14 protein-coding genes are annotated in these 12,726 nt (G+C 53.8%); 12 read left to right on the forward strand and 2 right to left on the reverse strand.

The genetic code is table 11. The features are described 5' to 3' along the window. Positions 1–147 precede the first annotated feature (147 nt). The 3 genes from KQI26_RS04445 to KQI26_RS04455 are packed head-to-tail and all read left to right on the forward strand — an operon-like array spanning position 148 to position 2,402. A complete protein-coding gene (locus tag KQI26_RS04445) occupies positions 148–1,185 on the forward strand; it encodes a VirD4-like conjugal transfer protein, CD1115 family (protein ID WP_216503518.1) in 1,038 nt (345 codons plus the stop codon). Further along, entirely contained in the window at positions 1,169–1,510 is a 342-nt protein-coding gene (locus KQI26_RS04450; protein WP_371744080.1) for a TrbC/VirB2 family protein, read from the forward strand. The genes KQI26_RS04445 and KQI26_RS04450 overlap by 17 nt, the downstream gene beginning before the upstream one ends. A gap of 52 nt (positions 1,511–1,562) precedes the next feature. Next, positions 1,563–2,402 (forward strand): hypothetical protein, encoded by an 840-nt coding sequence (locus KQI26_RS04455; RefSeq protein WP_216503520.1) that lies wholly within the window; start codon positions 1,563–1,565, stop codon positions 2,400–2,402. A gap of 35 nt (positions 2,403–2,437) precedes the next feature. Here the strand turns inward: KQI26_RS04455 and KQI26_RS04460 are convergent, their stop codons facing one another. Further along, positions 2,438–2,788: a hypothetical protein gene (locus KQI26_RS04460; RefSeq protein WP_216503390.1), complete on the reverse strand. Its 351-nt coding sequence runs from the start codon at positions 2,786–2,788 to the stop codon at positions 2,438–2,440. Between the two features lie 109 nt (positions 2,789–2,897). Here KQI26_RS04460 and KQI26_RS04465 point away from each other — a divergent pair, with 109 nt between their 5' ends. The 5 genes from KQI26_RS04465 to KQI26_RS04485 all read left to right on the forward strand — a co-directional run bounded on the left by KQI26_RS04465 (position 2,898) and on the right by KQI26_RS04485 (position 9,070). After that, complete coding sequence (locus tag KQI26_RS04465) at positions 2,898–3,248, forward strand: PrgI family protein (protein ID WP_253292676.1); 351 nt, start codon at positions 2,898–2,900, stop codon at positions 3,246–3,248. Further along, complete coding sequence (locus tag KQI26_RS04470) at positions 3,241–5,571, forward strand: VirB4-like conjugal transfer ATPase, CD1110 family (protein WP_216503391.1); 2,331 nt, start codon at positions 3,241–3,243, stop codon at positions 5,569–5,571. The genes KQI26_RS04465 and KQI26_RS04470 overlap by 8 nt, the downstream gene beginning before the upstream one ends. Before the next feature lie 35 nt (positions 5,572–5,606). Continuing rightward, complete coding sequence (locus KQI26_RS04475) at positions 5,607–6,689, forward strand: DNA cytosine methyltransferase (RefSeq protein WP_216503524.1); 1,083 nt, start codon at positions 5,607–5,609, stop codon at positions 6,687–6,689. A gap of 46 nt (positions 6,690–6,735) precedes the next feature. After that, positions 6,736–8,685, forward strand: a complete 1,950-nt coding sequence (locus tag KQI26_RS15265; protein WP_253292677.1) for a C40 family peptidase — start codon at positions 6,736–6,738, stop codon at positions 8,683–8,685. A gap of 223 nt (positions 8,686–8,908) precedes the next feature. After that, on the forward strand, positions 8,909–9,070 hold the full coding sequence (locus KQI26_RS04485; RefSeq protein WP_216503392.1) for a hypothetical protein: 162 nt from the start codon (positions 8,909–8,911) through the stop codon (positions 9,068–9,070). A gap of 220 nt (positions 9,071–9,290) precedes the next feature. On the opposite strand, the gene KQI26_RS04490 is transcribed toward KQI26_RS04485, so the two are convergent. Next, entirely contained in the window at positions 9,291–10,250 is a 960-nt protein-coding gene (locus tag KQI26_RS04490; RefSeq protein ID WP_216503393.1) for an Abi family protein, read from the reverse strand. Between the two features lie 331 nt (positions 10,251–10,581). Between KQI26_RS04490 and KQI26_RS04495 the strand changes: the two genes are divergently transcribed. The 4 genes from KQI26_RS04495 (at position 10,582) to KQI26_RS04510 (ending at position 12,706) form a co-directional block, all read left to right on the forward strand. Then, positions 10,582–11,421, forward strand: a complete 840-nt coding sequence (locus KQI26_RS04495; protein WP_216503394.1) for a tyrosine-type recombinase/integrase — start codon at positions 10,582–10,584, stop codon at positions 11,419–11,421. Positions 11,422–11,846: 425 nt separating this feature from the next. Continuing rightward, positions 11,847–12,251: an Rrf2 family transcriptional regulator gene (locus tag KQI26_RS04500; protein ID WP_216503395.1), complete on the forward strand. Its 405-nt coding sequence runs from the start codon at positions 11,847–11,849 to the stop codon at positions 12,249–12,251. 33 nt (positions 12,252–12,284) lie between these two features. Then, complete coding sequence (locus tag KQI26_RS04505; protein ID WP_216503396.1) at positions 12,285–12,569, forward strand: hypothetical protein; 285 nt, start codon at positions 12,285–12,287, stop codon at positions 12,567–12,569. Continuing rightward, positions 12,566–12,706: a hypothetical protein gene (locus tag KQI26_RS04510; protein ID WP_216503397.1), complete on the forward strand. Its 141-nt coding sequence runs from the start codon at positions 12,566–12,568 to the stop codon at positions 12,704–12,706. Before KQI26_RS04505 ends, KQI26_RS04510 begins: the two co-directional genes overlap by 4 nt. Positions 12,707–12,726 lie beyond the last annotated feature (20 nt).

Here is a 12,726-nt window from a genome sequence, read left to right on the forward strand (position 1 = left end):
TGATTGATTAAATGCCTGATAACACAATCGATGGAACGCCGGATACGGTGAAAGTCGCATGTCCGGTGTGGAGTGGGGGAAAATCCGGCGATCACTTCAAAGGATTACCTATCACTATAGTCCGAAACGGCGCTTCTGTCCGCATTGATGCTCTATCTGCTCCATGAGGCCGATGAGGACGAGCAGAACATGGAAATGCTGCTGACGATGATCGAGTACGGCGGTGCGAAGGAAGAAGATGACGACTACCAATCGGCACTGGACCTGCTGTTCGAGGCGTTGGAGGAAGAACAGCCAAAGCACATTGCGGTGCGGGAATATCACATTTTCAAGCAGGCAGCCGGCAAGACCCTGAAGTCCATTTTGGTGTCTGCCGCTGTCCGGCTTGCTATGTTTGCGCTGCCGGAGGTCCAGCAGATCACTGAACGGGACGACTTGGAGCTCGGCAAGTTAGGAGAACGCAAGCAGGCGATCTTCTGCATCATTCCAGACAGCAATGACGCATCCTTGAACTTCCTTGTTGGGATGCTCTACACCCAGGCATTTCAGGAACTCTACTATCAGGCGGATAAAGTGCATCAAGGGGCGCTTCCGGTTCCGGTCCGTCTACTCTTTGACGAGTTTGCGAACATCGCACTCCCGGACGGCTATGCCCGCCTTCAGGCGACGATGCGAAGCCGCAACATCATGGCAACGATCATTTTGCAGAACATCTCCCAGCTGAAAGAACTGTTCAAAGACTCCTGGGAGGGCATCATCGGCAACGCGGACAGCTTCCTCTACTTAGGTGGAAACGAGAAAGAAACGCACAAATATATCTCGGAACTGCTGGGCAAGGAGACCATCGACACGCAGACCGCAAGCCAGAGCAAAGGCAGGAACGGCTCATACAGCCGAAACTTCCAACAGACCGGCCGTGAACTTCTGACGCCGGACGAGGTGCGCCGGCTGGACAACCGTTATGCCATCGCCCTGATCCGCGGCGAGGAGCCGGTCATGGATGAAAAGTACGATCTGATGCGCCATCCGAACCTTAAATACACCGAGGATGGCGGCGCCGCGCCATACATCCATTCCCCCACCTGTCTGTACGGACTCTCGGATGACAGTGCCCTTGCATTTACAGAATTGGATGAGATCAAAATTTTAGATGAATCGGAGGAAATCTATGAACAAGAAACATAAGCAGAACCGCATGTCCTATCGCACGAAGTCTGATCGCTATATGAGAGCGTGGACGATGCTGGTACTGGCGCTTTGCCTGCTGACCGTCCCGGCGTTTGCCGCAGGCAGCAGCGACCCGCTGACCATCGTCAATAACCTCAGTGACTTTATTTTCAGCTGCATCCGCGCCATCGGCATCATCATTCTCGGTTGGGGCATCGTGCAGGTCGGCATGAGCGTTCAGAGCCACGACGCCAGCCAGCGCACACAGGGTTTTCTCTGTCTGTTTGGCGGCTTGCTCATCGCTTTTGCCAAAGAGATCCTCACCTTGATCGGGGTGGTTTGAAAATGCGTCCCAGCTTGGGACGCATTTTCCATGCAGATGGGAGGTGTAAAATATCAGTGACAACTGGGTAATACAGAGTCTTGAGCATTCTCTTGGCATCTGGAACGATAAGCTTGCCGAGTTGTGGTCCCTCATTACGCAGACGCCGGAGAATTTCAAGGGCGGTGACATCTGGAATGTGATCGTTGGCGTCAATAGCGTCATGCAGGGCATTGGTTACGGACTTTTGGTGCTGTTTTTCGCAATGGGCGTCTTTCAGACTGCCGCAGGGTTCCGGGAATTGCAGAGGCCGGAGTTTGCGATCCGGCACTTCATCCGCTTTGCGGCGGCAAAGGTCGCGGTGGGCTACGGCATGGAACTTATGACTGCGATCTTTCGCATTTGCAATGGGATCGTGCAGTCTGTTATGGGCGGAATCGGCGGTATGGCGTCTATGACGGCCACGCTTCCTACGGAGATCGTGACTGCGGTAGAGGATGTCGGCTTTCTCGCCAGCATTCCACTATGGCTCGTTTCGCTGCTTGGCAGCCTGCTTGTCTGGGTGATGTCCTTCATCCTGATCCTGACGGTGTATGGGCGATTTTTTCGGCTATACCTCTACACCGCACTGGCGCCGCTGCCGCTCGCTTCCTTTGCCGGCGAAGGCACATCCTCTATCGGGAAGAGCTTCATCAAGTCCTACACCGGCGTCTGTCTGGAGGGCGCACTGGTCGTGCTGTCCTGTGTGATGTATTCCGCATTCCTGTCCAGCAGCAGTCCGGCGGTGGATACCTCGCTCTCTGCTGTTGTGATGGTGTGGCAATACATCGGACAGATGGCGTTCAATATGCTCATATTGACAGGCCTTGTGAAAGGCTCCAGCCGCTTGGTACGGGAGATGTTTGGAATATAGCAGACAAGGCGGCGGGACATCCCGCCGCCTTGCCGTTATCGATTGTACCCGTAGTCATCGGAGTCCGGTACCTCCGGCTCTGGCATCCGGTGCTCCATTTCAAATATCTTCATCCGTATATCGCCCTTGAACCGACTGACAGCGAATTGCCGCTCCCGCCACCATAGAAAGAGCCGGAGTCCCCAATAGAGCGTGGGGATCAGCGCCAGAACGGTGATCGTGATGATATGCTGACTGTGATGCGCGGCTGTCCACTCCGGCATGAAGTCTGTACAGAACAGATACAGGAACAGCGGCCAGGTCAGTGTTTTCCCCATAAGTACCAGCAGCAGCGCGCCGATAAACAGCGCAAGCGCAGCTTGAAGCAGCACAGTGAAAAAACTCATTTTTCAGTCCTCCTTACTTGCAAATCGTGTTGTTTTTTGCTGTTTTCTACACAAATATTATCTCATATCGTAGAAATCGTGTCAAATTTTGTGAGAAAATCAGAGGTGAATGATTATCGAAGTGAAAATCCCCAAAGAAGTGCGGAAGCATAAGGAAACGATTTTTTTCGGACTATCCCTGCGTCAATTCCTTTGCGCGGCATTGTCGCTGGTCATTGCCGCGGGCGTGTTCCTGCTGACAAAGCAGTTCCTCGGCAAAGAAACGGCAAGCTGGCTTTGTATCCTTGCTGCCGCGCCGGTCGCGTTGGCGGGTTTCTTCAGCTATAACGGTCTGACGCTGGAGGGCTTTCTCTGGGCGTTTATCCGTTCAGAATTTCTATGTGCAGGTCCGAGGAAGTTCGTTTCAAGAAATCTGTACTATGACCTGCTGCACCGAAAGGAGCGTGATGATTTTGATTAAATCTCTTATTACAGCGAACAAGAGTGAGCGAGATAAATTCCGCATCCCGCGCAGTGTGCAGCAGTCTATCCCTATTCGCTGTATCTACTCGGATGGGATCTGGCAGGTCGGCAACAAGCACAGTAAGACCTGGCGCTTTGCTGATGTGAATTACGCCGCTGCTTCCGAAGAGGATCGGCGCAGTATTTTCCTTTCCTATGGCAGTGCGCTCAATGCGCTGCCTACGGATGCCACAGCGAAGATCACGATCATCAACCGTAGACTCAATCCCGCCGATTTTGAAAGCACAGTGCTGATGAAGCGCAAGGGCGACCCGCTGGATCGCTATCGCCGGGAATACAACGACATCCTGATCGGCAAGGTGGGAGAAAGCAACAATCTTGTGCAGGAAAAATATATCACGCTCTCCATCGCAAAGCGCAAGATCGAAGAGACCCGTACTTATTTCCGGCGTGTAGACGATAACCTTTCCAAAAACTTTGGACGGCTGGACTCCGGCGCAAGACCCGTTTCCGGCTATGACCGCCTGCGCCTGCTGCACGACTTCTTCCGGCCGGGAGAAGAACAGTTCTTTGCCTATGACCAGCAGAATGTTATCCGAACCGGCATGGACTTCCGGGATCTGATCTGTCCCGATGGGATGCAATTCAAAGCCGGGCATTTTGAAATGGGCGGCAAGTTCGGACGGGTACTTTTCCTGAAGAACTTCGCCAGCTATATCAAGGACGATATGATCTCCGACCTTTCTGATTTCTCCCGCAGTCTGGTGCTGTCCATCGACATCCTGCCGGTCGCAACGGACGAAGCCGTCAAGGAGGTGCAGAGCCAGATCATGGGCATCGAATCCGATATTACCCGCTGGCAGCAGCGCCAGAACCGACAGGCAAATTTCACCGCATCCGTTCCGTATGAGCTGGAGCAGCTTCGCACGGAGAGCAAAGAGTTCCTGGACGACCTGACCGTGCGGGATCAGCGCATGATGTTTGCTGTTGTAACGCTCGTCCATATCGCCGATACATTGGAGCAGTTGGACGCCGACACGGAGACACTGCTGTCTATCGGCCGGGAGCATCTTTGCCAATTCTCCATCCTGCGCTATCAGCAGGAGGACGGTCTGAATACCGTCCTCCCTTACGGACTGCGCCGCATCAAGACGCTGCGCACGCTGACGACCGAGAGCACCGCCGTCCTGATGCCGTTCCGGGCGCAGGAGATTCAGGACCCCGGCGGAATGTACTATGGCGTCAATGCCGTCAGTAAGAACCTGCTCATCTGTGACCGCAAACGGCTGATCTCCCCTCATGGGTTCTATCTCGGTGTGTCCGGCTCCGGCAAATCGGTCGCCATGAAATCGACCATTGCGAATGTGGCGCTGGGAACGGATGACGACATCATCATTATCGATGCCGAGCGCGAATATGGCCCACTGGTGCGGGCGCTGGGCGGCGAGGTCGTGGAAATTTCCCCGAACAGTCAGCATCACATCAATCCGCTGGATATTACAGACGGCTATGACGACGGAGAAAACCCAATAGCGATGAAGTCCGAGGTCGTGACCAGTATTCTGGAGCAGCAGATGGGCGCAGGTCATATCACCGGCGCGCACAAGTCTATCATTGACCGCTGCACGGCGAATGTGTATCGTCCCTATCTTTACGAGAATGACGGAAGCATCAAACCGCCGCTTCTGACCGACTGGCGCAACGAGGTCATGCGGCAGGAGGACCCTGAAGCGCGTGAGATCGCGCTGGCCGCTGAACTCATCACCGAGGGCAGCTTGAATGTGTTTGCGCACCCGACCAATGTGCAGATGGATAACCGCATTATGGCGATAGACCTCTATGAGATGGGCGACCAGCTTCGCCCCACGGCGCTGGTCGTGACGCTGGAGGCGATCCAAAACCGTGTGGCGGCAAACCGCAAGAAAGGACGCTTCACCTGGGTATTCATCGATGAGGTCTATCTGTTCTTCCGCTTCAAGTATTCCGGCGACATCCTCTATCGTGCGTGGAAGCGCTGGCGAAAGTATGGCGCACCGCTGACCGCAGCTACGCAGAATGTGGAGGAATGCCTGAAAAGCGAAACGGCGCGGCTGATGTTCGCAAACTCTGAATTTCTGCTGCTGTTCAATCAGGCGGCGACTGACCGGATGGAGCTTGCGAAGCTGCTGCACCTGTCCGAAACACAGACACGGTACATCGAAAATGCTGAGGCGGGTCATGGCCTGCTCCGCATGGGCGGGACACTGGTACCTTTTGTCAACACCATCCCAAAGGATACAGAGCTGTACCGACTGATGACGACCACGCCCGGCGAAGGATGAAAATGCGTCCCAACTTGGGACGCATTTTGACGATCATGCAAAGGAGGCTGATAACTGCTGATATTACATTAGGAAGTCTGTTCGATGGGATCGGCGTCTTTCCTCTTGCGGCGCAGCGGAACGGCATCGTGCCGCTCTGGGCCAGTGAGATCGAAAGAGCGCCGATCTACATTACAAAGCGGCATTTTCCTGCCATGCGGCATCTGGGCGACATCACAAAGCTGCATGGCAGTGAAGTGCCGCCTGTCCATATCATCACCTTTGGCTCTCCCTGCCAGAACTTTTCCATGATCGGAAACCGGGCAGGCTTAGCCGGAGCAAAATCAAGTCTATTTTACCATGCGATACGAATCATACGGGAAATGAGGGATGCAAGTGGAGGCGTATTTCCAGTTATCGCTGTTTGGGAAAATGTCATGGGAAGTCTTTCATCAAATGACGGGCTGGATTTTAACGCCGTGCTTGCAGCGTTCCAGAGCGCCGAGATTCCAATGCCTGCTTCCGGGCAATGGGCAGCCGCCGGAATGGTGCGAGGGGGACAGCCTGACATCGCCTGGCGGCTTATGGACGCCCAATATTGGGCAAGCCCCCGACTGGCCCGGCGGCAGCGGATCTTTCTCGTGGCGGATTTTGGAGGGCGGCGTGCTGCCGAAATACTGTTTAAGCCCCGCGGAATGCTCGCGCTTTCTGAAGCTGGCACAGCGGGCGGGTTGCCCGCCGCCGAGGGAGATCGAAGCGCTTTTCTTGAAGCAGGGCGGCGCGTACCCATCGTCCGACCCTTTCAGATGTTCCGAATGCGGGCCGCGGCAAAGCATCAGGAGCACACACAATTCCAAAACAGCTTCGGATTTGCAAATGACCCTTTTCCCACTCTTTTAGCCAGCGCGGTCAACCCGTTTGCCTTTTATTACGAGGATGACCCGCTGGGCGGCTGTGTGCGCTATCCCAGCGAGACTGAAAGCGAGCGCATGATGGGACTGCCGGAGGGCTGGACAAAGCTCGGCGTGGACGGTGAAGAGATCCGTCCGGCCCAGCGATATAAGGCGCTGGGAAACGCCATCGCCCTGCCGTGTGCGGACTATATCATGGCCGGCATCCGGGAGACGCTGGAGAAATGAGAAATGCGTCCCAAGTTGGGACGCATTTTCAGAAAGGGGGATACATTTGCCAGACATCCGAGAAAAACCATCCAATATCCGAGAAAAAAGCAGTGCGCCGAAAGGCCGCACAAACGCCAAAATCGTGCGTGCCGTTAGCCGCCAGCTTACTGAAAAGTACCGCAAGGAATTGGTACAGCAGGACAAGGAAACCCACGGAAACGAAGCAGAAACTACACACGCTGTTGATCGTGTTGAAGCAGCTGCGGGAGAAACTTTGACCCGCTCCGCACACGCCGCGAAATGGGCGGCGAGCAAGGTGAGAAAGAAATCCGCTGCGGCAAAAGCAGCACAGAGCACCGCGGTCATAAACTGCCCGCACACGAACGCTGATAGGACAGAACTTTCGCCGCAGGAGCAGATGCGCCGCAGGGCAATCCGTCAGCACAGGAAAAAGAACCGGAAGAAAAAGCTGGAGAAGCGGGATGAACTGCGCACTTCAAGTGGAAATGCCGCACCGAAGCCGGGCGAGTCCTCTCGACCGGCTCCCGCCTTTCCTGTACAGGAAGAAAGCATCCATGCTTCGTCCTCTCCATCGATCCATCCATCGAATCCGGCGCTCCCCGTTCGCAAGGACGGGGAGCATCCCCTGATTCGGCAGAGAATCCGTGACGGCAGCAGCGCGCCCCAAATCAAACTTCATACCGAAAATACAGTCATTAAGACGCGGCAGATCGTGGAAAGGCAAAATCCGACGCTCCCAACTGCACGGATCAGTCCTATACAGGGTCAGCGTGCGGCAAAGGCAGCGGCAACACAAAAAGCACGAAAGCGCGCACAGCGGCAGGCACAACTACAAATTTGGAAACACCGCCAGCAAGCGGCGCAAAATACTGCGGCATTTCTGAAAAGGCTCGGCGAAGCTGCGATCCAGACCGCAAAGGCGATGACCGGAGCAGTTGCCGGACTGCTGGGCGGCGGCGCATTGTTGCTTGCGCTCTTTGCAGTCCTCCTTGTTGCCGCGGTCGTAGCATCGCCCTTTGGTATCCTGTTTTCCTCCGAGCCGTCCCCCGGAAATGTAACGCTGAATGTTGCTGTCGCACAGATCAATGCAGAATACAACGAGCGCCTGGAAGCACTGCAATCCGGCGATTATGACAGCGTACAGCTACATGGCGCACCGCCTGAATGGAAACAGGTCGTTGCCATATTTGCGGCAAAAACGGCAGGAGCCGATGATGGTGTGGATGTTGCGACACTGGACGAGGATCGTATCGACCGCCTGCGCACCGTCTTTTGGGATATGACGCAGATCACAACGGAGGTCGAGGTCATTGAGCATGAGAACGACACGGAAACCATCCTGCACATCATGGTCACAGCAAGGACAGCCGACGAAATGCGGACATTCTACCGCTTTACGAAATATCAGAACGAGGGACTGGACGCACTGCTGGACGATCTTAGCATTATCACCGGACTGCTCGGCGACCTGAATATCCGGCAGGAGGATGCTGTGGAGCTTCTGAAAAATCTTCCAGATGATCTCTCGCCTGAGCGAAAGGCAGTCATCGAACACGCCTTGACGCTCGTCGGCAAGGTAAACTATTTCTGGGGCGGCAAGAGCCTCGTCCTTGGCTGGGATTCCCGTTGGGGCACTACGATGAAGGTCGTTGCGGACGGCAGTTCCACCACTGGTACTTATCGCCCTTACGGACTTGACTGCTCCGGCTTTGTCGATTGGGCGTTTTACAACGCATCCGGCGGCAGCTATATCATCGGTCATGGCGGCGGTGCGTCCAGCCAGCACAGCTATTGCACCTCCATCTCATGGAGCGAAGCGCTCCCCGGCGACCTCGTTTTCTACCCAGGTGACTCCCATGTCGGCATCGTCGGCGGACGGGACGCCAATGGAAACCTGTTGATCATCCACTGCGCCAGCGGAGCGAACAATGTAGTCATCACAGGCGCGTCCGGCTTTACAAGCATCGGCAGACCGCAATATTATGGGGAATGAGAAATGCGTCCCAAGTTGGGACGCATTTCTATTTTGTGTTGCATCAATGTCGGCAAAAAAACTGCGAGTTTTATCTGATAATAGAAAAGGTTTTAACAAACGCCGCTTGCTGATTGACAAAACGCACAGTAACCGCTATACTGTAAACAGGAAATCTATATATTAGTCTTTGCCTTTATACTTCACGCAAAATCGTAGCATACTATAAAGAGGAGGTGCTGGTATGGCTACTTCGTCCATCACGAAAGATTTTTATGCGAAAGACCCTGTGGCTTTTGAGCGTCTGAAGAAAGAACTTGAGAGCAAGCCTGAACGGAAGCAAGTGGTTGAATCTCCATCTCTGAAAAAGGGTAGAGAAAAATTAGCCACCTTTGTATTTCGTTAAGTGAACTGATTGAGAGAATCAATTTTGAATTTCAGTGCGACGGTGAGCATTCGCAAGGTCATGCTATAATTGCATATAGTAGGCGCAACGCCGTTTGCCCGTATCCGTCGGATGCGGTATCACAGGAGCGTACCCAGAGGGATTATATCCTTTGGGTACGCTTTTTTGTTTCCATGTGCAAAAATGCGTCCCAAGTTGGGACGCATTTCAAAAGTTAGTCTTAAAGTTCGATGCTGTCGAGCCAGTTTGGTGGGAATCCCATGCAGCACAAAATCTTATTCTTCTGGATCAGCTTTGTGCGAGTACAGAGCTTTTGGATTTCTGCGTCGATCTTGTTCGCAGTATCCTTAAATTCCTCTGGTGACAGCAAATATTTGAAGCAAACGACTGCCGCAAACAGGTCTGATTGTCCGTGCTTGTAATAACTCTTTTTCTTGCCGATTTTCAGGTCAGCATGAAGCGGCAACGCTTGGATCGCACGCGTTTTTCCTGCATTGAAATCATACAAACGCTCATTATGGGCACAGACATTTCGTACCCGTGTAAGAAAATCCAGCATACCGACAAGCTGATGCTCCGAAATGACCGGAAATTCCTTGCTCACCGCAGCTTGAACATCCTGCGTGCAAAGACTGTACATTTTCGATGTTGTCCCCAATGTTACCGCCTTGATCGTGACCCACAGAGGAACATTCCTGTGGTTTTTCCACTGATGCTCGATGTACTTTTGGTCAAACGGAGGATGTACCTTAGCTTCAAATGTCTGGATCAAACGCTTCACCGCGGCGCATCTCATGTAGGTATCGCTCGGAGAAGAACCGATAAACTTATAATTCTCAGGTGTCAAGTACGCCTTCTGATCGTCCCCGTATTTTTCAACGAACGAATGAGAGAGCAGAGATTTTATGTGCTTTTCAATGATTTGAATGGCGTTGAAGAAGATACCACGCAGAGCGTCATCAAATTCAAAAAGCGCAAAAATATCTTCGATCGTCGTTCCCGGACGATACTCACTGTTTGGCAGCTTGAACAGCGTTTTGTAGCCGGACACAAGGGCAAAATAGCTATGTTTCTTCAGCAAAGAGATGACGCGATCCTCGTCTGGAATTTCAAGCTTTTTCTCATCGCGCAGCTTTATGATCAGGTTTTCGTAAGTCTGAAACGGCTTGTCCATAGCCATGATTTGTCCCCTCTTTCTCTATAAAGAAAGGGAGACTCGGAAGAGCCTCCCTTTCAGGTCGCAGGTCCCGCAGACTTCTGCGACACAATCACTAAGAACTTTATACCACACAAGCGCTGTGCAGTCAAGAAAAACTTGACCCGTAGTGAATAAAGTTCTTGACATAGTATATGCCGTATGGCAGAAATGTTGCACATGACCGAGCAGCTAAATCGCATTCCTGCGAAGCGCACGATAGATCCATACACCGGCACCCCGGACGAAATTCGTCCGGGGTGCCTTTTTCATTTTGGCGTTAAACTATTGGTACTACGACTCAGGAGGTATCAATATGAACCACATCATTACGCCCACGGACATTGATGGCTACTGCCTTTCGCTGCGCTCCGACGAGCGCTCGGCAGGGACGGTGGCGAAATACCGCCGCGACCTTGCTGCCTTCGCAGGCTGGCTAGACGGGCGCGGCGCGACGAAAGAGAACGCGGCGCTCTGGAAAGCGCACCTGCTGGAGCGCGGCTACAAGCCGACCAGCATCAACGCGATGCTCTCCGCCATCAACGGCTTTTTCCGCTTCATGAATTGGAACATCAAGGTGAAATTCCTCAAAATCCAGCGGCACTTGTTCCGCGACCCGGCGCGGGAGCTAACCCGCGAGGAATACACCCGCCTGCTAACCACCGCACGGGAAACCGGGCAGGAGCGCCTTGCGCTCATCATGGAAACCCTCTGCGCGACAGGCATCCGAATCAGTGAACTGCGCTACATCACCGTGGAGGCGGCGAAGGCCGGGCGCGCGACGATCTCGCTGAAAGGCAAGATCCGCACGATCCTGCTGCCAACCAAGCTGTATCGCAAGCTGACCAAATACGCCAAAAAGCAAAAAATCGCTTCCGGCGCGATCTTTCGCACCAAAAGCGGAAAGCCGATCTCACGGCGGCAGGTATGGTATGAGTTAAAACGATTGTGTCAAACGGCGGGGGTGGAGCCGGGCAAGGTGTTTCCGCACAACCTGCGGCACCTGTTCGCTACAACTTTTTACAAGGCTTGCAAGGATATTGCCCGCCTGGCCGATGTTCTGGGGCATTCCAACATCGAAACCACCCGCATCTATCTTGCCGTGAGCGGCGAGGAGCAGGCAAAGCAGCTGGACAAGCTGGGATTGGTGTCGTAGGCAAAATCTGCATTTCGTGCTTTGATGCCGAAATCGCCTCGACGATAATCTACATATTTTTACCGGAATTGTACCACGCTCTACGAAAAAATGCAATACCCACCGTGCCAGTAGGCACGACTTTTAGCCCCACAAAAGTAACGAATTTTGTGGGGCTGGTTTTTTGCACCTTTGTGCAAGACTTTAATTGTTCAGAAAATGCTTTTTTTGAAAAATTTAGCCGAACGGTATGCAAGCACGCCGAAGCCGATCAACGAAATGCAGATTTTGCGAATTGCCGGATTGACCGGCGTTTTTACTTTACCGACGAAATGCAGATTCTGTTGTTTCCGTCAGCCGACGGTGAGGTCGAGACACCGATCATATTTTTTGTTTGCAATGATAGGTAGGCACATTGCCTTTCTATTCCAAAGGAGATCGACCCAATGCAACTCAACATCACAACAGACTACGCCATACGGCTGGTCTATTATCTCGCTTCGGTGGGGCGTCCCGCAGGCAGGTCAGAGATCAGCGACAGTATGTGCGTCCCGCGCAGTGCGTTCGGCCCGATCGCACAGTCCTTGAAGCGGGGCGGCATTCTGGATACCCATCGCGGCGCGTCCGGCGGCTATCTGCTGACAAAAAGGCCGGAGGACATTTCCCTCGGCGCGATCATCAATATCATGGAGGGAACGACCCGCATCAACCGCTGTCTGGAAGAAGGCAACCCCTGCAACCGGAACGGCGCGCCGAACTGTCCCGTCCACAAATTCTATTCCCATATCCAGTCCTATCTGGACGAAGTTTTTGAACGGAAAACCATCGCATCCCTGTTAAAGGATGCCTGACAATACCCCAGAGAGAAAGAGAGGTGAAGAATCATGCTCCGTGAACGCGCAAGCACACAGGCGCGGCGGCTGGCGGCCTATGCCGCCGAGGGCTGCGCCCTGCTGGAACGGCGGTTTACTACCCGCCGTATCTGCGTCTATCGCCGCATTGCGGAGGACGATCCCCCGGAGCATCCGGCAAGACCGCCCTGCACCTTGAAAAACTGGTGGAGCACCGCTCCGCCCTATACTACGCTTCCCGCCTACCGTGCGGGCGAAGCACGGGCAGGTCCCAGACCTGTCCGCCGTTTTGCTTTTCCGAGAGGGGGTGATGGATGATGAGATACGAAGCACAGGTCATTGCGGTTCTGCCGCCGATCCCGGCTGCGCCGCGTCATTTTTATGATGAGCGCGTCCCGGTGAACGGGGTACGCAGCGTGCGCTCCCTCGGTTATGAGGTGCGTGCGCCGTCGTGAACGGAGCAACCCCCATGAAA

Origin of the sequence: Intestinimonas sp. MSJ-38 (assembly GCF_018917925.1) — a bacterium.
GTDB lineage: Bacteria > Bacillota > Clostridia > Oscillospirales > Butyricicoccaceae > Pseudobutyricicoccus.

Bases quoted from the DNA above. Each gene is read 5' to 3' on its own strand.
- KQI26_RS04505 (WP_216503396.1), top strand. From the start codon at position 12,285: ATGCTCCGTGAACGCGCAAGCACACAGGCGCGGCGGCTGGCGGCCTAT.
- KQI26_RS04445 (WP_216503518.1), top strand. From the start codon at position 148: ATGCTCTATCTGCTCCATGAGGCCGATGAGGACGAGCAGAACATGGAA.
- KQI26_RS04465 (WP_253292676.1), top strand. From the start codon at position 2,898: ATGATTATCGAAGTGAAAATCCCCAAAGAAGTGCGGAAGCATAAGGAA.
- KQI26_RS04485 (WP_216503392.1), top strand. From the start codon at position 8,909: ATGGCTACTTCGTCCATCACGAAAGATTTTTATGCGAAAGACCCTGTG.
- KQI26_RS04510 (WP_216503397.1), top strand. From the start codon at position 12,566: ATGATGAGATACGAAGCACAGGTCATTGCGGTTCTGCCGCCGATCCCG.
- KQI26_RS04490 (WP_216503393.1), bottom strand. From the start codon at position 10,250: ATGGCTATGGACAAGCCGTTTCAGACTTACGAAAACCTGATCATAAAG.
- KQI26_RS04460 (WP_216503390.1), bottom strand. From the start codon at position 2,788: ATGAGTTTTTTCACTGTGCTGCTTCAAGCTGCGCTTGCGCTGTTTATC.
- KQI26_RS04450 (WP_371744080.1), top strand. From the start codon at position 1,169: ATGAACAAGAAACATAAGCAGAACCGCATGTCCTATCGCACGAAGTCT.
- KQI26_RS04500 (WP_216503395.1), top strand. From the start codon at position 11,847: ATGCAACTCAACATCACAACAGACTACGCCATACGGCTGGTCTATTAT.
- KQI26_RS04475 (WP_216503524.1), top strand. From the start codon at position 5,607: ATGCAAAGGAGGCTGATAACTGCTGATATTACATTAGGAAGTCTGTTC.
- KQI26_RS04495 (WP_216503394.1), top strand. From the start codon at position 10,582: ATGAACCACATCATTACGCCCACGGACATTGATGGCTACTGCCTTTCG.